This window comes from Nocardiopsis sp. NPDC058631, from assembly GCF_042716955.1.
GTDB lineage: Bacteria > Actinomycetota > Actinomycetes > Streptosporangiales > Streptosporangiaceae > Nocardiopsis.
This window is the reverse complement of the sequence record NZ_JBHXQY010000001.1, coordinates 252,305-274,180: the sequence shown is the minus strand read 5'-3', so window position 1 is coordinate 274,180 and position 21,876 is coordinate 252,305. Positions and strand designations below refer to the sequence as shown.

At 70.5% G+C, this 21,876-nt stretch carries 17 protein-coding genes; 15 read left to right on the top strand and 2 right to left on the bottom strand.

Annotated features, from left to right (window positions below):
* Positions 1–1,414, top strand: a 1,414-nt coding sequence (locus ACFWTE_RS01195) for an LVIVD repeat-containing protein (protein WP_378776673.1), incomplete at its 5' end; no start/stop codon positions are given.
* 213 nt (positions 1,415–1,627) lie between these two features.
* Positions 1,628–3,034, top strand: coding sequence for an LVIVD repeat-containing protein (locus ACFWTE_RS01190; RefSeq protein WP_378776671.1), 1,407 nt, complete (start codon positions 1,628–1,630; stop codon positions 3,032–3,034).
* Positions 3,035–3,145: 111 nt separating this feature from the next.
* On the opposite strand, the gene ACFWTE_RS01185 is transcribed toward ACFWTE_RS01190, so the two are convergent.
* Positions 3,146–4,411 carry a hypothetical protein gene (locus ACFWTE_RS01185; RefSeq protein ID WP_378776669.1) on the bottom strand — a complete coding sequence of 422 codons (1,266 nt, stop codon included), beginning with the start codon at positions 4,409–4,411 and terminating at the stop codon, positions 3,146–3,148.
* A 111-nt stretch (positions 4,412–4,522) separates the two neighbouring features.
* Here ACFWTE_RS01185 and ACFWTE_RS01180 point away from each other — a divergent pair, with 111 nt between their 5' ends.
* The 10 genes from ACFWTE_RS01180 to ACFWTE_RS01135 all read left to right on the top strand — a co-directional run bounded on the left by ACFWTE_RS01180 (position 4,523) and on the right by ACFWTE_RS01135 (position 15,344).
* Complete coding sequence (locus tag ACFWTE_RS01180) at positions 4,523–5,875, top strand: bifunctional folylpolyglutamate synthase/dihydrofolate synthase (protein WP_378776667.1); 1,353 nt, start codon at positions 4,523–4,525, stop codon at positions 5,873–5,875.
* Between the two features lie 34 nt (positions 5,876–5,909).
* Complete coding sequence (locus ACFWTE_RS01175; protein WP_378776665.1) at positions 5,910–6,317, top strand: DUF4233 domain-containing protein; 408 nt, start codon at positions 5,910–5,912, stop codon at positions 6,315–6,317.
* 159 nt (positions 6,318–6,476) lie between these two features.
* Positions 6,477–6,881 (top strand): nucleoside-diphosphate kinase, encoded by a 405-nt coding sequence (gene ndk, locus ACFWTE_RS01170; RefSeq protein WP_378776663.1) that lies wholly within the window; start codon positions 6,477–6,479, stop codon positions 6,879–6,881.
* A 217-nt stretch (positions 6,882–7,098) separates the two neighbouring features.
* Positions 7,099–8,133 carry a rod shape-determining protein gene (locus ACFWTE_RS01165; RefSeq protein WP_378776661.1) on the top strand — a complete coding sequence of 345 codons (1,035 nt, stop codon included), beginning with the start codon at positions 7,099–7,101 and terminating at the stop codon, positions 8,131–8,133.
* 1 nt (position 8,134) lies between these two features.
* Positions 8,135–9,046 (top strand): rod shape-determining protein MreC, encoded by a 912-nt coding sequence (gene mreC, locus ACFWTE_RS01160; RefSeq protein WP_378776659.1) that lies wholly within the window; start codon positions 8,135–8,137, stop codon positions 9,044–9,046.
* Positions 9,046–9,606, top strand: coding sequence for a rod shape-determining protein MreD (mreD, locus tag ACFWTE_RS01155; RefSeq protein WP_378776657.1), 561 nt, complete (start codon positions 9,046–9,048; stop codon positions 9,604–9,606). Before mreC ends, mreD begins: the two co-directional genes overlap by 1 nt.
* Before the next feature lie 3 nt (positions 9,607–9,609).
* The gene (mrdA, locus tag ACFWTE_RS01150; RefSeq protein WP_378776655.1) at positions 9,610–11,736 is read left to right on the top strand and encodes a penicillin-binding protein 2; all 2,127 of its coding nucleotides are present in this window, start codon (positions 9,610–9,612) and stop codon (positions 11,734–11,736) included.
* A 3-nt stretch (positions 11,737–11,739) separates the two neighbouring features.
* On the top strand, positions 11,740–12,924 hold the full coding sequence (rodA, locus tag ACFWTE_RS01145; protein ID WP_378776653.1) for a rod shape-determining protein RodA: 1,185 nt from the start codon (positions 11,740–11,742) through the stop codon (positions 12,922–12,924).
* 297 nt (positions 12,925–13,221) lie between these two features.
* Positions 13,222–15,162, top strand: coding sequence for a TIGR03960 family B12-binding radical SAM protein (locus ACFWTE_RS01140; RefSeq protein WP_378776651.1), 1,941 nt, complete (start codon positions 13,222–13,224; stop codon positions 15,160–15,162).
* Complete coding sequence (locus ACFWTE_RS01135) at positions 15,159–15,344, top strand: hypothetical protein (RefSeq protein ID WP_378776649.1); 186 nt, start codon at positions 15,159–15,161, stop codon at positions 15,342–15,344. The genes ACFWTE_RS01140 and ACFWTE_RS01135 overlap by 4 nt, the downstream gene beginning before the upstream one ends.
* Positions 15,345–15,421: 77 nt before the next feature.
* Here the strand turns inward: ACFWTE_RS01135 and ACFWTE_RS01130 are convergent, their stop codons facing one another.
* Positions 15,422–16,255 carry a hypothetical protein gene (locus ACFWTE_RS01130; protein WP_378776648.1) on the bottom strand — a complete coding sequence of 278 codons (834 nt, stop codon included), beginning with the start codon at positions 16,253–16,255 and terminating at the stop codon, positions 15,422–15,424.
* A 429-nt stretch (positions 16,256–16,684) separates the two neighbouring features.
* Between ACFWTE_RS01130 and ACFWTE_RS01125 the strand changes: the two genes are divergently transcribed.
* The 3 genes from ACFWTE_RS01125 (at position 16,685) to ACFWTE_RS01115 (ending at position 21,800) form a co-directional block, all read left to right on the top strand.
* Positions 16,685–17,227 (top strand): TetR/AcrR family transcriptional regulator, encoded by a 543-nt coding sequence (locus ACFWTE_RS01125; RefSeq protein WP_378776646.1) that lies wholly within the window; start codon positions 16,685–16,687, stop codon positions 17,225–17,227.
* Between the two features lie 586 nt (positions 17,228–17,813).
* Positions 17,814–18,689, top strand: a complete 876-nt coding sequence (locus tag ACFWTE_RS01120) for a TIGR03936 family radical SAM-associated protein (RefSeq protein ID WP_378776699.1) — start codon at positions 17,814–17,816, stop codon at positions 18,687–18,689.
* Between the two features lie 60 nt (positions 18,690–18,749).
* Positions 18,750–21,800, top strand: coding sequence for an Rne/Rng family ribonuclease (locus ACFWTE_RS01115; RefSeq protein WP_378776644.1), 3,051 nt, complete (start codon positions 18,750–18,752; stop codon positions 21,798–21,800).
* The last annotated feature ends 76 nt before the right edge of the window (positions 21,801–21,876 follow it).

Here is a 21,876-nt window from a genome sequence, read left to right as displayed (position 1 = left end):
CCCCAGCCCCCCAGCCCCCAGGAGAACCCCCATGCCTGCACCTCCCGACCGCAGACGGCGCCTCGCGAGCACGGCCACACTCACCGCGGCTGTCGGCACGCTGCTCGTCGGCCTGCTGAGCCCGGCGTCCGCGTACGCGGACGAGGCCCCGTCCGACGAGATCAGCAGCAACGTCACGCACGTCGCCCATGTGCCCAAACCCGACGCGGTCCGGAGCACCAACTCGGATCTGGCGTTCACCGGCGACTACGCCATCGGCGGCAACTACGACGGGTTCGTCGTCTACGACATCTCCGAGCCGGAGGACCCGCAGATCGTGTCGGAGGTCCTCTGCCCCGGTGGGCAGGGTGACGTGTCCGTCAGCGGTGACCTGCTGTACTTCTCGGTGGACTACCCCCGGGCCGGCACGGAGTGCGGTGCGGCGTCGGTGCCCACGACGGACCCCGACGGGTTCGAGGGCATCCGGATCTTCGACATCTCGGACAAGGCCAATCCGCAGTACGTCTCCGCGGTGGCCACCGACTGCGGTTCGCACACCAACACGCTCGTTCCGGGCAAGGACGGCGAGCACGAGTACATCTACGTGTCGTCGTACTCGCCCTCCGATCGCTTCCCGAACTGCCTGCCTCCGCACGACAAGATCTCGATCATCGAGGTGCCGCTGGCAGAACCCGCCGCGGCTGCCGTGGTGGGCGAACCCGAGCTGTTCCCGGACGGCGGGCACCAGCGGACCACGGGCTGCCATGACATCACCGTCTATCCGGAACGGGACGTCGCCGCGGCGGCCTGCCTGGGTGACGGGCTGCTGCTCGACATCGGGGACCCGGCCGACCCCCGGGTGGTGGACCGCGTCCAGGACCCGAACTTCGCGTTCTGGCACTCGGCGACGTTCACCAACGACGGCAGGTACGTGGTCTTCACCGACGAGCTCGGCGGCGGCAGCGCGGCCACCTGTACCGAGAAAGCCGGCCCGGAGCGGGGTGCCGACGCCGTGTACTCCCTGAACCACGAGGGGGCGTCTCCCCGGCTCGGTTTCAGGAGCTACTACAAGCTGCCGCGCCACCAGACCGAAACTGAGAACTGTGTGGCGCACAACGGTTCCCTGATCCCCGTGCCCGGACAGGACTTCTTCGTGCAGTCCTGGTACCAGGGCGGGGTCTCGGTCATCGACCTGACCGATCCCGACAAGCCCGAGGAGATCGGCTACTTCGACCGCGGTCCCTGGAACGCGGAGTCGTTGAGCACGGCCGGATCCTGGTCTGCGTACTACTACAGGGGCCACGTCTACTCCTCCGACATCCAGCGCGGCCTCGACGTCCTCAGGTTGACCGACGCGCGGCTGGCGGAGGCGGAGAAGGTGCGGATGGACGAGTTCAACCCGCAGTCGCAACCGTCTTTTCCTTCCGCGCAGTAACAAAGCGGACAGAGGTGGGGGTGCGCCGGGTCCTCCCGGTGCGCCGTGCCTTGCTGCCAGCGGGAACCCCGAACCCTGGGCGGGGTGTGCAGTCAGATCGGGTCAGTCGGACACCGTGTTAACAACCATGTTTCTTTTGTATCCCCCTATACATGTTGATGTTGAACTGTGTACGTTCTTCCTGTTTCGCTCCAATCAGAACCAGGAGTTCGTATGGCGACATCCCCCTCAGGCCCCCATTCCGGACGTACCCCGGCCAGACGCGGGCTGACCGGCCTCACCCTGGCCGGAACAGCTGCCCTCGTGGCCGGGCTTCTGGGCCCCGCCTCGGCTTCCGCCGCCGACGAGTTCGTCAGCGACGCCGACACCAGCTCCAACGTGACTCATGTGACCAACGTCCCGAAGACCGAGGTGATGAGCGACTTCAACTCGGATCTGGCGTTCACCGGCGACTACGCCATCGGCGGCAACTACAACGGGTTCGTCGTCTACGACATCTCCGAGCCGGAGGACCCTCAGGTCGTCTCGGAGGTCCTCTGCCCCGGTGGGCAGGGTGACGTGTCCGTCAGCGGTGACCTGCTGTACTTCTCGGTGGACTACCCCCGGGCCGGCACGGAGTGCGGTGCGGCGTCGGTGCCCACGACGGACCCCGACGGGTTCGAGGGCATCCGGATCTTCGACATCTCGGACAAGGCCAATCCGCAGTACGTCTCCGCGGTGGCCACCGACTGCGGTTCGCACACCAACACGCTCGTTCCGGGCAAGGACGGCGAGCACGAGTACATCTACGTGTCGTCGTACTCGCCCTCGGCGCAGTTCCCGAACTGCCAGCCTCCGCACGACAAGATCTCGATCATCGAGGTCCCGGTCGGGGACCCGGCCTCGGCCGAGCTCATCGACGCGCCCGTGCTCTTCCCCGAGGGTGGCAACGCCAGGACCTCCGGCTGCCACGACATCACGGTCTACCCGAGCAAGGACGTCGCCGCGGGCGCCTGCATGGGCGACGGCATCCTGATGGACATCTCCGACCCGGCAGCCCCGGTCGTGACCGAGGTGGTGCAGGACACCAACTTCGCGTTCTGGCACTCGGCGACGTTCACCAACGACGGCAGGAACGTGGTCTTCACCGACGAACTCGGTGGTGGCGGAGCCCCCACCTGCACCGAGGAGATCGGTCCCGAGCGCGGCGCCGACGCCGTCTACTCCCTCGACGGTGACGGATCCGGAGCCGACCTCGATTTCCAGAGCTACTTCAAGATCGACCGCCACCAGGGCGGGGAGATCTGTGTCGCCCACAACGGTTCCCTGATCCCCGTGCCCGGACAGGACTTCTTCGTGCAGTCCTGGTACACGGGCGGGGTCTCGGTCATCGACTTCAACGACGCGGCGAACCCCGAGGAGATCGGCTACTTCGACATCGACTCCCGGATCGAGGACGGCGTGCAGGACAACGACAGCTGGTCGGCGTACTACTACAACGGCTACGTCTACTCCTCCGACATCGAGCGGGGGATCGACGTCCTGAAGCTGGACGACCCCCGCCTGCGGGCGGCCGAGCGCGTCCGGATGGACGAGTTCAACCCGCAGTCCCAGCCCGAGTACAGGCCCGGACGGGGCTGACCGGTCCGGACCGAAGCAGCGGTCCGTGCGACGGGGGCGGTGCTGCGGCACCGCCCCCGTTCCGCGTTCGCGGGCAGGAGGGGCGGTCGGACGCGGCGGAGGCCCCCGGAGTCAGCCGAACAGCCGGTCGGTGGGGGCGTCCACGGCCTCCAGGACACGGCCGGTGAAGTACACCGTGCCCAGAGCGAGGACCCGCCGTCCGAGCGCGCCCAGGGTCGCGGAGGAGACGTCCGCGGCGTCCATGCGGCCCCAGTGCCCGGGCAGGGAGTGCTCGAAGCGCAGGTGGGCCTCCGGTAGGCGCACGGCGGTCACCGGCAGGTCGCCCAGCACCTCGACGGCACCGGAGACGTCCTTGTGGTCGGGCAGGCACAGCAGTACGTGGTCCACCCCGCCCCACAGGCCGCGCGCGTGGGCCAGAGCCGCCGCGACGCCGACGCGGTCGATGGCGGAGTCGACGACCACCTCCGTGCCGGGGGCCGTCCCGGTCGGCGCCTCCCCGGGGACCGCGTGTCGGGACAGCCGCCCCGGAAGGCGAACGGTCCCCAGGACGTCGTGCAGGTTCCGGCGGTCCGGGCCCGGGAGCCCCATGTGCTCCAGCATCCTGGCGGCGGCGGCCGTGCCCAGGACCCCGGAGGCCGCGGACAGCCCCGGTGGCCGAAGAGCGGGCGGCGGCTCCACTCCGGCCTCCTCCGGGTCGACGACCTCGGCCTCCACCCGACCGCCGGTCGCCTCGGCCAGCGCGGCGTCGACCGCGGCGGCCACCTCCGGTGTCTGCGGGAGGCGCACCAGGGCCCGGGTGCGCTCACCGGCGACCAGCGTCTTCTCCCTGGCGATCTCGACCACGTCGTCGCCGAGGACGCCCACGTGCTCGGCGAAGACCTTGCCGAGGGCGACGACCTCCGGGCCGGTCAGGCGCAGCTCGTCGCGGCGGCCACCCATCCCCGCCTCCAGCACGCACACGTCGGCGCCGGTCTCACGCGCTTGCAGGAGCCCCGCGACCAGGAACAGGCCGCTCGGCGCCAGGTAGCCTCCGGACTCCTCCACCGTCGGCAGCTCCCGGCGGGCGGCGTCGATCCGGGCACCGAGCGCGTCCAGCCCGGCGTCCGTCACCGAGGTCCCGTCCACCCGTACCCGCTCGCGGTAGGAGCGGAAGCTCGGCCCGGTCACCAGGACCGTGCGCAGGCCGGCCGAGGCCAGGGCGGCCGCCGCCGTCGTCGCCGTGCTGCCCTTGCCCTTGGAGCCGACGACCCCCAGCACCGGTGCGTGCCCGGAGTCCAGGCCCAGGACGGCCATGAGCGCAAAGGCGCGTCCCAGACTGCGTGTCTGTCCGGGGCGGCGGTCCGCCCACTCCGTGAAGAACGGGTCAAGGCTTGGCATGCCACCAGTATGGTCTGTGCGATATCTGCCACCGGACCGCGAACCCGGAGTCCGGGCCCAGGTGAGGGCGCGTACACTGGCGCGGGTGTACACCCCGACCACTGAGACACCGTGAGCGGCGTGAGCGCCGAGCAGCGCTACGCCGAGGTGACCGCCGCGATCCTCTCCCGCGCACCCGAGTCCGACATCGACCCTCGACTGGACCGCGTCCGCACCCTGCTGGATCTTCTGGGTGACCCCCAGCGCAACTTCCGGGTCATCCACGTCACCGGCACCAACGGCAAGACGTCCACCGCACGCATGATCGATGCCCTCATGCGGGCGAGGGGCCTGCGCGTGGGCCGTTACACCAGTCCGCACCTGCGCACGGTGCGCGAGCGCATCGTCGTCGACGGGGAGCCGGTCTCCCAGGAGCGGTTCGTCGAGATCCACGACGACATCCGCCCCTACGTCGAGATGGCCGACGAGATGAACGACGCGCCGCTGTCGTTCTTCGAGATCCTCACCGTGATGGCCTACGCGGCCTTCGCGGACGCCCCCGTGGACGTCGCCGTGGTCGAGGTCGGCATGGGAGGCCGCTGGGACGCCACCAACGTCGTCGACGGCGACGTGGCCGTGGTCACCCCGATCGGGATCGACCACACCGACTACCTGCCCGACACCCTGCACGGCATCGCCGAGGAGAAGGCGGGCATCATCAAGCCCGGCTCCGTGGCGGTCCTTGCCCAGCAGCCGGTGTCCGCGGCGGAGGTCCTCCTCCGCAACGCCTCCGAGGTCGGGGCCCAGGTCGCCCGGGAGGGGCTGGAGTTCGGTGTCACCTCGCGCGAGGTGGCCGTCGGCGGCCAGCAGATCGCCCTCAAGGGCCTCACCGCGAGCTATGAGAACCTGTTCCTCCCGCTGTTCGGTGCCCACCAGGCCGGCAACGCGGCCGTGGCCGTCGCCGCCGTGGAGGCCTTCGCCTCCGCGGGGGAGGACTCCGCGGGCCTGGACCCCGCCATGGTCGCCGAGGCCCTGGCCGGAGTGGACTCCCCGGGCCGGATGGAGGTCGTGCGCACCAGTCCGACCGTCATCGCCGACGCGGCGCACAACCCCGCCGGAATGATCGCCACCGCGGCCGCGGTGGGAGAGGCCTTCAGCTTCTCCCGCCTGGTGGGAGTCGTCGCGATCATGGCCGACAAGGACGTCGAGGGGATCCTCGACCCCCTCGAACCACTGCTCGACGAGATCGTCGTCACCCGTAACTCCTCACCGCGCTCCCTCGCACCGGAGCAGTTGGGCGTCCTCGCCCGACAGGTCTTCGGGGAGGACCGTGTGCACGTGGTTCCCCGACTCGACGACGCCATCGACCGGGCCGTCGGCCTGGCCGAGGAGGACGAAGAGTTCGGCGGTGCCGGTGTGCTGGTCACCGGATCGGTCGTCACCGCCGGTGACGCCGTCCACCTGCTGCGAGGCTCCGGCGAGTGACGGGCAGGGCGATCCACTACGAAGGGAACCCGCCGTGCGTGTAGTCTGCGCCGTCATCCTGGTGTTCGAGGCCGTCGTGATCGGCCTCTTCATCCCCGTCGCCATCTCCCTGGAGGGGATGCCTCCGACCACGGCCGCGAGCCTGTGGGGCGGTATGGCAGCCGTCGCCCTCGTGCTCTCCGGCCTCCAGAAGCGCCGGTGGGCGCACTACGCGGCCTGGGCGCTGCAGGCCGCGTTCCTGTTCACCTCCTTCCTGGTGTCCGGGGCGATGCTCATCGCGGTCGTGTTCGTGTCCCTGTGGGTGACCGGTGTGATCCTGGGACGCCGCACCGACGAGATGAAGGCCGCTCACGCGGCCCGCGCCGAGGCGGAGGCCGCCGCGTCGGGGAGCGGGGAGGGCGGGGGGTCCGTGGCCACCGCGACCTCCCGGCAAACGCGATAGTGTGACGCACGTCCGGACAGGCGGCCGGTCCCTTCGGGAGGGTTCTCCCCCTTCGCGGCCCCGCTTCCGTGACCCACCATCCGAACCTCCGCGTGCGGCCTACGCCGTGGGCGACCGCCCACGCGCCACGCGGAGCCCCAGTGAGGAGTTGACACGCACGTGGAGCGCACTCTCGTTCTCATCAAGCCGGACGGCGTCCGCCGCAACATCGTGGGCGAGGTCATCTCGCGCATCGAGCGCAAGGGCCTGAAGCTCGTCGCGATGGAGCTGCGCACGCTCGACGCCGGCACCGCCCGGACGCACTACGAGGAGCACGCCGAGCGTCCGTTCTTCGGCTCCCTCGTGGAGTTCATCACCGGCGGCCCGCTGGTCGCCCTGGTGGTCGAGGGCGAGCGCGCGGTGGAGGCCTTCCGTGCCCTGGCCGGAGCCACCGACCCGGTGACCGCCGCACCCGGCACCGTCCGCGGCGACTTCGCGCTGGAGGTCCAGCAGAACATCGTGCACGGATCGGACTCCACCTACTCGGCGGAGCGCGAGATCAAGCTGTTCTTCCCCCACCTGTAGGGGCTTGGCGGCCGCGGACGCTACGGCATGGGGTCCGCGGCCCCGAGGACGACTTCTCATGATTCGTCCGCTGACGAGGCAACAATTCGGTGTGTTTGCGTAACGGAGTAAGTGCTGACCGTTACGATGCGGGGGACTGAATACCTATCGTGCCGGAACGACTACGTATGGTCGCCCCGTGCAACCACGTCCGACACGGCGCCTCTGAGGACGTTACATGCCGAACAACCTTGCTTTTCTCGGCCGGGACATGGCCGTCGACCTGGGAACCGCCAACACGCTCGTGTACGTGCGCGGACGCGGCATCGTTCTGAACGAACCATCGGTGGTCGCGCTCAACACGTCCACGGGCAAGATCGTCGCGGTCGGTATCGAGGCCAAGCAGATGATCGGCCGCACGCCGAACAACATCACCGCCATCCGCCCTCTCAAGGACGGCGTCATCGCCGACTTCGAGATCACCGAGCGGATGCTGCGCTACTTCATCCAGAAGATCCACCGGCGACGGCACTTCGCCAAACCGCGCATCATCGTCGCGGTTCCCAGCGGTATCACCTCGGTCGAGCACCGCGCCGTCAAGGAGGCGGGCTACCAGGCGGGCGCCCGCAGGGTGTACATCATCGAGGAGCCCATGGCCGCCGCCATCGGCGCCGGGCTCCCCGTCCACGAGCCCACGGGCAACATGGTCGTGGACATCGGCGGAGGCACCACCGAGGTCGCCGTCATCTCCATGGGCGGCATCGTCACCTCGCAGTCCATCCGCGTCGGCGGGGACGAGCTGGACCAGGCGATCATGACCTTCGTCAAGAAGGAGTACTCCCTGATGATCGGGGAGCGCACCGCCGAGGAGCTCAAGATGGCCATCGGCTCCGCCTACCCGACGGGCTCCGAGGAGATGCACGCCGAGGTGCGCGGACGCGACCTCATCAGCGGCCTCCCCAAGACCATCGTGATGTCGGAGGCCGACGTCCGCCAGGCGATCGAGGAACCCGTCACCGCCATCATCGACGCGGTCCGCACCAGCCTCGACAAGTGCCCGCCCGAGCTGTCCGGCGACATCATGGACCGGGGCGTGGCCGTGACCGGGGGCGGCGCCCTGCTGCGCGGCCTCGACGACCGGCTCCTGCACGAGACGGGCATGCCCATCCACGTCGCCGACAACGCGCTGGACTCCGTCGCGGTCGGTTCCGGCACCTGCGTCGAGAACTACGAGAGGCTGCACCAGGTCCTCGTCCCGGAACGGCGGCGATGACATGCTGCGCGACTCACCGAGGTCCCGGCTGGTCCTCGCCCTGCTGGTCGCCGCAGCCGTGGTCCTGCTCGTCCTGGACGCCAGACCCGGCCGGAACCCGGTCACCTCCGTGGCCAGGGCGGGCGGCGAGCTCGTGTTCGCCCCCGCCGCGGCCGGGGTCGGCTGGGCGGGTGAGCCCGCGGTCACCCTCTACGACGGACTGACCGAGGGCCCCCGGGCCGCCGCGCGCGTCGCCGAGCTGGAGGAGGCCAACGCCTCCCTGGAGTCCGAACTCCAAGCGGTCCGGATCGACCAGAACCGCGCCGACCAGCTCGACGAGCTCCTGCACCTGTCCGGTCTGGGCGGCTACGAGGTCGTCGCCGCGCAGGCGGTCACCCGTTCCACGGCCCGCGGTTACGCGCACACGGTCACCATCGACACCGGCACCGAGTCCGGTGTCCGCCAGGACATGACCGTCGTCAACGGATCCGGCCTGGTGGGACGCGTGGTCGAGGCGGGACCGCGCACCGCCACCGTCATGCTCGCCACCGACGTCAAGTCGGCCGTCGGAGCCCGCCTGGAGGCCACCCGCAAGATCGGCGTGGTCAACGGCGGGGCCATCCCGGGCGGACCCGAGGCCGACCTCACCCTGGAGCTCTTCGACATGGAGGCACCGGTGGAGTCGGGGGACCGGGTCGTCACGCTCGGATCGCACGAAGGGGCGCCCTTCGTACCCGGGGTGCCCATCGGCACCGTCGACGAGGTCCAGGTGGCACCGGGCGCGCTCAGCCGCATCGCCCGCCTCACCCCGGCCGTGGACTTCGCGTCCCTGGACGTGGTGGGCGTCGTCGTGGCCGGACCCGCCGGGGACCCGCGCGACTCGGTGCTCCCGCCCAAGCCCGAGAAGCCCGCGAAACCGAAGGAAGAGCAGTGATGAGGTCCGCAGCGACCCTGATCCTGGTGGCCGTCGCGGTTCTCGCACAGGCCACGATCGTCAACCGGCTCCCGTTCGAGTGGGGGCCCGGCCCCGACCTGGTGGTCGCGGCCGTCGTCGCGGTCGCCCTGACCACGAGCCCGGCCTCCGCCGCCGCGTGCGGCTTCACCGCGGGCCTGGCCATGGACCTGCTTCCGCCCGCCGAGCACGTGGTCGGCCGCTACGCGCTCGTGCTGTGCCTGGCCGCCTACCTGGTCGCACTGGTGCGCCGCAACACCGGCGCCCCCGGCGCCGTGGGCTCGGGCACCTCCGGCTGGGTGGCCGTCGGCGCCACCGCCGTCACCGCTCTGGGGGTGGGCCTCGGATACGCGGCGGTCGGCCTCGTCATGGGCGATTCGCACATGACCGTGACGGCCGTCGCGACCGCCGTCGGGGTGGGTACGGTCCTCACGGTGCTCGTGTCGCCCCTGGTCACACTGCCCATCGTGTGGGTGCGCAGCACACTCGCGGACAGCGAGTTCGCCACCGTCCAGGGCCCCATGTCGCCGGGAGGGTGGTGAGCCGTGCACAAGCCGCCCTTCGACCCGACGCTCCCGGGCCGCAGACTCGGCCGGGCCGGGCTGATCCTGGCCCAGGTCATGGTCGTGGTCCTGTTCGCCGCGCTGACCGCGCGCCTGTGGTATCTCCAGGTGCCCATGTCCGGCCACTACCGCGACCTCGCCGTGGCCAACCACCACCAGCAGCTGATCGTCCCCGCGACGCGGGGGCAGATCCTCGACGCCACCGGCAAGCCGCTGGTGAACAACCGGACCGAGCTGGTGGTGTCCGCCGACTACCACGAGATCCTGGGCATGGAGGACGGCGGGGAGAAGGTCCTGACCGACCTGTCCCGGACCCTCGACGTCCCCGTGGCCGAGCTCCAGCAGCGCATGCGCCTCTGCGGCCCCGAGGTGGAGCGCCCCTGCTGGCCGGGTTCGCCCTACCAGCCGGTCACCCTCGCCGAGGGCGTGGAGCCCTCGATCGCCCTCCAGATCATGGAGAGCGCCGACGACTTCCCGGGCGTCACGGCCCAGGCGCACGCCGTCCGCGAGTACCCCTACGGTGCGCGCGGTGGACAGATGCTCGGCTACCTGCAACCGGTCACCCAGGAGGAACTGGACGCGCGTGAGGAGCTGCGGACGCAGTTCACCGGTATCGACCAGGTGGGTCGCGACGGCCTGGAGGCGGTCTACGACGCCGAACTGCGGGGCACCGCGGGCCTGCGCACCCTGGGGGTGAACAACCACGGCGAGGTCATGGACGTGATTTCCGACCGGCTGCCCGAGGCCGGGAACCACCTGGTCACCCACATCGACGTCGGCGTGCAGAAGATCGCCGAGCAGGCGCTGAAGGAGGGGATGGAGGGGGCCCGGCCCAGGTACAGGGCCGACTCCGGGGCGGCGATCGTCATGGACGTGCGCAACGGCGGCATCGTCGCGATGGCCAGCCTCCCCACCTACGACCCCGGCGTCTGGCAGGGCGGCATCGACCAGGCGGCCTTCGACGAGATGCTCAGCGAGGAGGCGGGCGAGCCCATGCTCTCCCGCGCCGTGCAGGGCCAGTACCCGCCCGGTTCCACGTTCAAGGTGTCCTCGCTGTCGGCCGCCGTGGAGAACGGCTTCTCGCTGCGCAGCACCTACGCCTGCCCGGGGTCGGTCAACATCGCGGGACAGAACTACCAGAACTACGCGGGAGGCGGCCACGGGTCGCTGTCCCTGCACAAGGCCATCGTGGTCTCCTGCAACACCATCTTCTACAACTTCGGCTACCAGCTGTGGCTCAAGGACGGCGGTCTCCGGCCCGAGGGCGAGTCGACCGAGGCCATGGCCACGATGGCGCGGGGGTACGGATTCGGGGCTCCGACCGGCATCGACCTGCCGTTCGAGACCAGCGGCCGCATCCCCGACCGCGAGTGGAAGCGCACCTTCTGGGCGCAGACCCGGGAGAACAACTGCTACCGGGGCGAGCACGGCTACCCGGAGGTCGCCGAGACCAACCCGTCGCACGCCTCCTACCTCAAGCGCCTCGCCCACGAGCAGTGCGTGGAGGGTTTCGAGTGGCGCGCGGGCGAGGCGGTCAACTTCGCGATCGGCCAGGGCGACGTCCTGGTCAGCCCGTTGCAGCTCACCAGGGCCTACGCGGCCATCGCCAACGGCGGCACCCTGTACGAGCCCCGTGTGGCCAAGGCACTGGTCGCCGCCGACGGCAGCACCGTCGAGGAGATCGAACCCGTCGTGGCCGGGCAGGTACCGGTCAAGGACGAGACCATCAAGTACCTCCAGGCCGCGCTCACCGAGGTGACCAAGTCCGGTACGGGCCGCGGAGCCTTCGCGGACTTCCCGCAGGACGACGTGTCCATCGCGGGCAAGACCGGTAGCGCCGACGCGCAGCAGCGCCAGGTGTCGTCCTGGTTCGCCTCCTACGCGCCCGCGGACGACCCGCAGTTCGCCGTGGTCGTCTTCGTGTCCCAGGGCGGTACCGGCGGTGAGACGTCCGCGCCCATCGCCCGCAAGATCTACAACGGCATCTACGGGTTCTCCGGCAAGGAGGACGGCGACGGTGGCGGCCGGCCCGCGCTTCCGGGAGGCAAGCCCTACTCGGAGCTGCCCGTCGTGCGCACCGACGGTTCCATCGACGTGTTGGATCGGTAGGCCATGAGTACATACACGGGTACGCCGCTTCCCGGACGCAGGTCCGGGTTCGGCACCACCGCCGTCACCGCGGCAGGGGCCGCCCGCCGCCTGGACTGGGTCCTGATCATCTCGGTGGCGGCTCTCTGCGCCGTCGGCTCGATGCTGGTGTGGTCGGCGACGCTGCCGGGCGACGGCGGCGACCCGATGGACTCCACCGGCCACCTGCGCCGCCACCTGGCCCACCTCGCGATGGCGTGGGTGGTGTGCCTGATCGTCGCCTCGGTGGACTTCCGGACGGTCCGGGCGTACGCGCCCATCGTCTACCTGGTCACGGCGGTCGCGCTGGTCCTGGTACTCACCCCGCTGGGCGCGGTGATCAACGGGTCGCGCGGGTGGATCGTGGTCGGCGGGTTCCAGTTCCAGCCGAGCGAGCTCGCCAAGGTCGGGCTCATCCTGGTCCTGGCCACGCTGCTGGGCGAACCGCGTGACGGCGAGACCAAGCCGATGACGCGGGACGTCCTGTTCTGCCTCCTGGTACTGGCGGTACCGCTGGCACTGGTGATGCTCCAGCCGGACCTGGGCACGACCCTGGTCCTCGGGGCGATCTTCCTGGGGATGCTCACCCTGTCGGGTGCCCCCTTCATCTGGGTGGCCGGCATGCTCGCCTGCGGCGTCGCCGCGGTGTTCTGCGTGTTCTGGTTCGACCTGCTGGAGCCCTACCAGCTGGACCGCCTCGCGACCCTGGTGGACCCCTCCGCGGACCCCCAGGGCGCCGGGTACAACTCCAACCAGGCGCTCATCGCGGTCGGGTCGGGCGGGTTCAACGGGACCGGGCTCTTCCAGGGGGAGCAGACGCACGGCAGGTTCGTACCGGAGCAGCACACCGACTTCATCTTCACGGTCGCCGGGGAGGAACTGGGGTTCGCGGGGGCGGCGCTGATCATCGCGCTCTTCGCGGTGATCATCTGGCGGGTCCTGCGGATCGCCCTGGGCTGTGACCAGCCGTATCCCCGCCTGCTGTGCGTGGGCGTGGCGGCGTGGTTCGGCTTCCAGACCTTCATCAACATCGGGATGGGGTTGGGCGTCATGCCCGTGACCGGCCTTCCGCTGCCGTTCGTGTCCTACGGCGGTACCGCGATCATGGCGAACATGCTGGGACTGGGCCTGGTGCTGGGGGTCAACTCCCGCGACCGGGGGTTCGAGTAGCCGTGCCCTGCGGACCCGGTCCCCGGGCGGACCGCGCGTCCGGGCCCCGCGGGAGGCGAGACCCTCCCTCGGGGCCCTTCGGCTGCTCCCCGGCGGAAAGGGGCGGGGGACGCGTTCCGGAACGGCGTGCGCCGGGGACCTGGCCGGCCTTGTGGACAAACCCGGACCGGACCTGCCGACCCCGGTAGCCTGGGAACATCCGCGGGGTCGCACTCCGGCGGCCCCGGCGCCCGCTCCCGCCACGGCGGGGTGACACACGCGTTCTGACACGATGTTCGCCGAGCGAAGGCCCGCACCATGTCCGTCGAAAGCCTGTTTCCGCGCCTGGAGCCCCTGCTGGCCAAGGTGGGCAAGCCCATCCAGTACGTCGGGGGCGAACTCAACTCCGTCGTCAAGGAGTGGGACGCCGCCAGGGTCCGCTGGGCCCTCATGTACCCGGACGCCTACGAGGTGGGCGTGCCCAACCAGGGCGTGCAGATCCTCTACGAGGTCCTCAACGAGCGCGAGGGGGTACTGGCCGAGCGCGCCTACGCGGTGTGGCCGGACATGGAGGAGCTGATGCGCGAGCACGGCGTTCCGCACTTCACCGTGGACGCCCACCGGCCGCTGGCCGCCTTCGACGTCCTCGGGATCAGCTTCGCGAGCGAGATGGGCTACACCAACATGCTCACCGCGCTGGACCTGGCCGGGATCCCGCTGTACTCCCGCGACCGCACCGGCGACCACCCGGTCGTGCTCGCCGGCGGGCACTCGGCGTTCAACCCCGAGCCGATCGCCGACTTCCTGGACGCGGTGGTGCTGGGGGACGGGGAGGAGATCAGCCTCGCCCTCACCGAGATCATCCGCGAGTTCAAGGACGAGGGCGAGCCGGGCGGGCGCGACGGGCTGCTGCTGCGCCTGGCCGCGACGGGCGGCGTGTACGTGCCGCGCTTCTTCGACGTGGCCTACCACGGGGACGGGCGGATCGCCTCGTACACGCCCAACCGGCCAGGGGTCCCGGGCACGGTCCAGAAGCACACCGTGATGGACCTGGACGACTGGCCCTACCCCAGGAAGCCCATCGTGCCGACCGCGGAGTCCGTGCACGAGCGGTACAGCGTGGAGATCTTCCGCGGCTGTACGCGGGGCTGCCGGTTCTGCCAGGCCGGGATGATCACCCGGCCGGTCCGGGAGCGCAGCAAGGAGACCGTCACGAAGATGGTCGAGGAGGGCGTGGCCGCGTCCGGGTTCGAGGAGGTGGGCCTGCTGTCGCTGTCCAGCGCCGACCACAGCGAGATCGGCGACATCGCCAAGGGGCTCGCCGACCGGTACGAGGGCACCAACACCGGCCTCTCCCTGCCGTCCACGAGGGTGGACGCGTTCAACATCGACCTCGCCAACGAGCTGACCCGCAACGGGCGCAGGTCGGGGCTGACCTTCGCGCCCGAGGGGGGCAGCGAACGGATGCGCCGCGTGATCAACAAGATGGTCACCGAGGAGGACCTGATCCGGACCGTCACCGCCGCGTACGCGGCCGGGTGGAGGCAGGTGAAGCTGTACTTCATGTGCGGGCTGCCCACCGAGGAGGACGAGGACGTCCTGGCCATCGCGCACCTGGCGGCCGAGGTGATCCGGACCGGCCGTGAGGTGACCGGGCGCAAGGACATCCGGTGCACGGTCTCCATCGGGGGGTTCGTGCCCAAGCCGCAGACCCCCTTCCAGTGGGCCGCCCAGACCTCGCACGAGGTGGTGGACACGCGGCTGCGCAAACTGCGCGACACCCTGCGGGGCGATCGCAGGTACGGCAGGTCGATCGGCCTGCGCTACCACGAGGGCCGCCCCTCCGTCGTGGAGGGACTGCTGTCCCGGGGGGACCGCAGGGTCGGCAGGGTCGTCGAGGAGGTGTGGCGTGCCGGGGGCCGGTTCGACGGTTGGAGCGAGCACTTCTCGTACGAGCGCTGGGCGCGGGCCGCCGAGACCGGGCTGGCGGGACTCCCGGTGGACCTGGACTGGTTCACGACCCGTGAGCGCGACGAGGAGGAGGTCCTGCCCTGGGACCACCTCGACGCGGGGCTCGACCGGTCGTGGCTGTGGCAGGACTGGCAGGACTCGCTGCACGGGGAGGAGTCGGTGGAGATCGACGACTGCCGGTGGAGCCCCTGCTACGACTGCGGGGTGTGCCCGAGCATGGGCACAACCCCACAACTGGCAGACCTCGATGCGAAACTCCTCCCCCTGACGGTGGTGAACCGCCGATGACCAGGGCCTTTGACCACATCGCCAAGCAGTTCATGACCCTGTCCGAGGCGGAGCGAAAAAATCTTCTCGCCGGTCTCCCGTCCGCTCGGAGTGCCGAGCCCGAGCGGTTCCACGGTGCCCCTCATGAGCTTCCAGAAGCCCGATCCGAGACCGAGGTGACCTTCGAGGTGGAATGGGGCTGACCGGAGCCGAAGGGCTGGCAGGAGCCACCTGAGACACAAAAAGAGCCCCTGGCCTGGGGGCTTCTTTGTATTGCAGGTCAGAACACTTCAGCGAAGTCATCGTTCTTGACGATCAGACGCTGGCGCACGTCCTTGGGGATCTTCAGCTTCAGGTGCACCTTCGGCGCCCGTTTCTTCGGGACCTTGATCCGAGTCACCTCGCAGGTGATCCCGGCCCGCATGAGGTCTTGAGCCATGGCATCCATGCCGCCCTCCTCCCGGTGCTGGCGGAAGGTCCCGCCACCCTTCACGTACACCCACCGGTCCTTGGTCGACTCGGGGTCGACGGCCTCCAGCTCGGCGATCATCTGGGTGAGCGTGGACTCGGCCTGCTCCTGGGTGAACCGGGTCCTGGTGTACCGACCGCCCGGCTCCAGCCCTTTCATGTAGTAGGCGATGGCCTCCTCCAGTCGCTTGACCTCCTTGCGGTTCTCCTCGCCGCGTGCGTACTCCCGGGTCTCGACGGGGGAGTCCCCGAGCACGGACAGCACCTGCTGGACCAGCGCCTCGTACACCGCGCCGGGGTCGGGGAACCCCAGCCCGCCGCTCTTGCGGCCCTGGCACCGGAGGTAGGCGTAGTCCCCGTGCTTGTTCCGGGTGTGGTGGACGATCGTGTTGGTCGCGCAGTCGACGCACTTCATGACGCCCAGGAACTTCGTCGCCCCGCTCGGCTGCCGGTGGGGCTGGTCCTTGCCCCGCGAGTCGAGCTTCGCCTGCAAGGCGTCCCATTCCTCCTCGCTGAAGGTCGGGTCGGCGATCTTGATCGGCTTGGCGTCATTCCCGGGGATGATCTTCGACCGGCGAATGCCACCCTGCTTGTCCTCTTCTACTCGGTAGCCGAGGAGGGCAGGGTTCCGGAGCCGGCGGATCATTATCGACGTGGTCGTCGACTGAGGAACCAGCTCGCGCTTCTTCAACTGCCGGGTAGCCTCGGTAGTGGATACATCCTCCTGGACGATCAGCCTCCACGCCTCGCGCAGCGCCTTATGCGGCAGAGGGTTGATGGCGAGAGAGGTCTTCCCGTCCTCGTCGCGGCTCGTCTTGTACCCGTAGGCGGGCTTGCCGACGACCCAGCCCGTCTGAGTCTTGGCGTAATTCCACAGGGACTCGACCCGGGCCTTCGTATTGGCCGCCTCGATCTCCGCGACGCCCGGGTCGGGATCGCGTGCGGCGGCCCGGATATAATCGGGACGGCTATCCCGTTTGTTGTGGTGGAAGTACGTGGCCGTGGAAGCCGTCGTCGTGGCGGCACGGGGCCGTCCCGCCCGTCCGCGGTCCGTGGGCGGGTACTGGAGGAGAGAGTGCGAGCCGACGCGAGACGCAACAGGGAAAAGGTCCTGCGGGCTGCCTTCGAGGCCTTCGCCTCCGAGGGGCTGTCCGTCCCCGTCCACGAGATCGCCCGGCGCGCGGGGGTGGGCACCGGAACCGTCAGCAGACACTTCCCCACCAAGGAGTCCCTCTGCGAGGCCATCGTCCTCAGCCGGATGGAGCGCCTCGTGGACGCTGCCCGCGCGTTCTCCGAGGAGCGGGAGCCGGGCGACGCGCTGGCCGCGTTCTTCGCGTTCGTCGTCGACGAGGGGGCGCTGGACCACGGCCTGGGTGAGGCGCTCCGGGGCGGAGGGTTCGACGTCGCCGCCGTCCGCGGCACCGGTCACGACGTGGTGGCCACGCTCGGAGAGCTCCTCGGCGCGGCCCAACGGGCGGGGGAGATCCGCGACGACGTGGACGCCGCCGACCTCAAGGCGCTGATGGAGGGCTGTATGACCCGCGAGCGCGGGGGGACCGACGAGGCCGCGCGGCGCCGCACCGTGGCCGTGGTGCTGGCGGGGCTGCGCCCGGCCTGACCGTCGCGCCGCGAGCCCGTAGACGGAGGAACCCCTGCTCCGCCGGTGGTCGGCGTGCGAACAGGGATGTTCGTGGTGTGGGAGGGGCGGGGTCGCTCACAGTGCCCTGAGTGTCACCGGAGTAGGATGCGCGCTCCGGGCGCTCTCTCGACCCTTGAAGGGGAGTGGCCCGGTGAGGAAGATGTACGGCCCGGCGCCCCGCTCGCGCCGGGCCGTACGAGTAATAAGACTCGCGGGGTGCGCGGGGGGTTGCCATCCTCAGAAGATTTTCTCCGGATTTTTTTTCGGGAGTTCCACGTTGAGGTGGTGAACACCGGTTCAGTACCCGCTCGGAGGCCTCGGGGACTTTTCGACCGCAGGTCAGTGGGGGAGATACCGGTATGCGTAGTCCTGCTGGCGCATGTGCACCGTGGCGCACCGTACGCTGAGCAGGACGAGGAACAGCCCCTTCGAGGTCGCTCCGCCGACCACACCTGGGGGCATGAGGAAAGGAGTTGAGCTGCCCCCCGCACCCGAGGGCACCACCTCACCCTCCACCGCCAAGCCGGGACAGCGGCTTCGTGTGCGCTACGCCAAGCGCGGGCGCATGAGGTTCGCGAGCCACCGCGACATCGCCAGGGCGCTGGAACGGGCCCTGCGCAGGGCCTCCGTGCCCATGGCGTTCTCCGCCGGCTTCTCGCCCCACCCCAAGGTCTCCTACACGGGAGCGGCTCCCACAGGGGCCGCCAGCGAGGCGGAGTACCTTGAACTCGTCCTGGCCGAGGAACGCGAACCCGAGCAGGTCCGAGCCGACATCGACGCCGCCATGCCCGAGGGCATCGACGTGGTCGAGGTCGTCGAGGCCCGGCAGCCCGGGCTGGCGGACCGGCTCCAGGCCTCCGCTTGGCAGGTGGAGATGGCGGGCGTCGACCCCGACGACGCCGCCAGGTCGGTGGCCGCGTACATGGCCGCCGACAGTGTCGAGGTGGAGCGAATGACGAAGAAGGGTCGTCGCAGCTTCGATACACGACCGGCAGTGGTTCGTATCGACGTGTGCAGCGGCCTCCACGGGCGCGTCCCAGGGGAACACGACACGGCATATGCCATACTTCGGATGGTTGTACGGCACACGACACCTGCTGTCCGACCAGACGACGTGTTGACCGGCCTCCTCCATGTGGCCGACCTCGCGCCGCCGTCATCACCCGTGATGACCCGGCTGGCGCAGGGGCCACTGGACGAGACGACAGGCGCGATCGCGGACCCGCTCACCGAGGACCGGCCCGAAGCTCTCACGAGCCCCGGACCCGCGAACGACAACGCGGACGAGCGGCGCGACGACGCACCACGGCCGTCAACGCCCATGAACGGGACCGCGCGGATGAGCGGCCCCGAAGCGGGGAACATGGGCGAAACCACAGGACTTCGCCCCGACGGCACCCTGGTGCCGCCGGTGGTGACACAGCGACGACAGTTCTCGTGAGCCGCGCTGGCGACCGACAGGCCACAGCGCGCCCGAGAACTTTGACGGGAGACCGCCCGGATGCTCGACAACGAGCCCAACGACGGTGCCGAGAGCACCGCGGGTACAACTGAAACGACCGCAGGCAAGGCGGCGGCCCCCCCGGGCCGGGGCAGTGAGGTGCGTGTGACCGCACCCGCACCGGTGCGGGGCGTTCGCCGCGCCGCCGGACCGCCCCCCGAACCGGACGACGTCTTCACACCCCCCTCGATGCCCGTCACCTCGCTCGCCGGTTCCGGTGAGGGGGGCACGGTCAAGACGGCGGTGTCCACCACCACGCGCAGGCGCACCGTGCGCGCCGCGGGACGCCCCGACGAGGACCCGGCCCCGCGCCGCAGCCGGACCCGCGCCGCACAGGACGCGGAGCCCGCGGCCGAGCGGACCACCGAGGCGGCCCCCGCTGCCAAGGCCGACGACTCCGCTGACAAGGCGGACAAGGACACCTCCAGGTCCACCCGGACCCGTGGCAGGTCCCGCACGCGCGTGGCCGAGGCCGCCGACACGGCCGGGACGACCCCGGACCAGGAGGACGAGGAGGCCGCCGAACAGGGCGGCGGAAACGTCTTCCAGGCGCCGACCATGCTGTTCCAGCCGCCGGTGGCCAGTGCCACCCCGGTGCCCGTCGCCGCGTCCTCCGGGGCCGATGACGAGGAGGACGAGGACGAGGACGACGACGAGTCGGCCGATGAGTCCTCCGTCGCCGAGGAGACGGGCGACGTCTTCGACGACCGCCCGAGCCGCCGTCGCCGCCGCCGTGGCGGACGCGGCCGGGGCCGGTCCCGTTCCGGTGAGGAGGCGGAGGGCGAGACCGAGGTCGAGCCCGCCGCCGAGAAGCCGGAACGGCGCAGGAGCCGCACGGCCGAGGTCGAGGTGGCCGAGACCACCGACGACGACACCGACGCCGAGGGCGACGAGGACTCGGGCGAGGACGGCGAGCGCGGCAGCAGCCGTCGCCGTCGCCGCCGCCGGCGCCGGTCCGGTGGGGGCTCGGGTGGCGAGACCACCCCCGACGACCCGCCCAACACCGTCGTGCGGGTGCGCGAGCCGCGTGCCGAGAAACCGATCGAGGACGAGGTCCAGTCCGTCCGCGGTTCCACGCGGTTGGAGGCCAAGAAGCAGCGCCGCCGCGAGGGCCGCGAGCAGGGGCGCCGCCGCGCCCCGATCGTCACCGAGTCGGAGTTCCTGGCCCGCCGCGAGGCGGTCGAGCGCGACCTCGTGGTCCGCCGCACGGGTGACCGCACCCAGATCGCCGTCCTTGAGGACGACATCCTGGTCGAGCACTACGTGGACCGGGCCACGCACCGCTCCTACGTCGGCAACGTCTACCTGGGCCGTGTCCAGAACGTGCTGCCGTCCATGGAGGCCGCGTTCGTGGACATCGGCAAGGGCCGCAACGCCGTCCTGTACGCGGGCGAGGTCAACTGGGACTCGTTCGGCCTCGACGGCCAGCCCAAGCGCATCGAGTCGGTGCTCAAGTCCGGCCAGTCGGTCCTGGTGCAGGTCACCAAGGACCCCGTCGGCCACAAGGGTGCCCGCCTGACCAGCCAGATCAGCCTGCCCGGCCGCTACCTCGTGTACGTGCCCGGCGGTTCGATGACGGGCATCAGCCGCAAGCTCCCCGACAAGGAGCGCGCCCGCCTCAAGCAGATCCTCAAGAAGGTCATGCCCTCCGGTGCCGGTGTGATCGTGCGCACGGCCGCCGAGGGGGCCAGCGAGGAGGAGCTGGAGCGCGACATCATGCGCCTGGCCAAGCAGTGGGAATCGATCAAGCGCAAGTCCAAGTCGGCCAACGCGCCGTCGCTGCTCAACAGTGAGCCGGACCTCACCGTCCGGGTCGTGCGCGACGTGTTCAACGAGGACTTCTCCAGCCTGGTCGTCTCCGGCGAGGAGGCCTGGACCACCGTCCACGAGTACGTGGACTACGTGGCCCCCAACCTCGCCGAACGCCTCTCGCACTGGTCCGAGGACCGCGACGTCTTCTCCGCCTACCGCATCGACGAGCAGATCAACAAGGCCCTGGAGCGCAAGGTCTGGCTGCCCAGCGGCGGTTCCCTGGTCATCGACCGGACCGAGGCCATGACCGTGGTCGACGTCAACACCGGCAAGTTCACCGGTCAGGGCGGCAACCTGGAGGAGACGGTCACCAAGAACAACCTGGAGGCGGCGGAGGAGATCGTCCGCCAGCTCCGGTTGCGCGACATCGGCGGCATCATCGTCATCGACTTCATCGACATGGTGCTGGAGTCCAACCGCGACCTGGTGCTGCGCCGCATGCTGGAGTGCCTGTCGCGCGACCGCACCAAGCACCAGGTGGCGGAGGTCACTTCGCTGGGCCTGGTGCAGATGACCCGCAAGCGGGTCGGCCAGGGTCTGCTGGAGGCCTTCTCGCACACCTGCGAGCACTGCAGCGGGCGCGGACTGGTGCTGTCCGGCGACCTCCTGGAGAAGGGCGCCGGAGCGGTCGGCAGCGGCAGCGGCGGCGGACGCAAGAAGAAGAAGGGCAAGGGCGACTCCGACCAGTCCGCCGACAAGGCGGAGAAGGCCGAGAAGTCCTCCGACAAGGACGAGCGCGACGACGCGGCCGACCAGGCCGAGCCGGAGCACGAGCCCGTCAGCGTCCCGGCCGCCGAGGCGGACAAGCCCGAGCAGGTCGACAAGCCCGAGCAGGCCGAGCCCGCCAAGAAGACCCGCAAGCGCGCCACCCGCTCCCGCAAGGCCGCGGACGAGGCGGTCGCCGAGCAGGCGGACGCCGCCCCCGCGCAGGCGGTGAAGGACACCGACTCCGGGGCCGCCACGGCGGACGCGGAGGCCGAGCCCGAGAAGGCCCCGGCGAAGAAGACTCGCACCCGGCGCACCAGCACCAAGGCCGCCCGTGCGGCGGCCGGCAAGGGTGACGCCGCGGCGCAGGACGGCGGTGGGGCGGACGCCGACGGCGACGCCGGCACCGCAGTCACCGAGGCACCCGCCCCGGCGGAGAACGGCGACGAGGAGGCCGCGGAGCGGCCCAAGCGGCGCCGGACCCGGCGGGCCAAGACGGCGGCGGCCCCGCCGTCCGCCGTGGACGCGGGCTGACCGAGGCGGTACGTACCGGCCGTGGTTCGGACGGGGTCGCCCCCGTCCGAACCTTGGCGCGCGAGTACTGGATCGA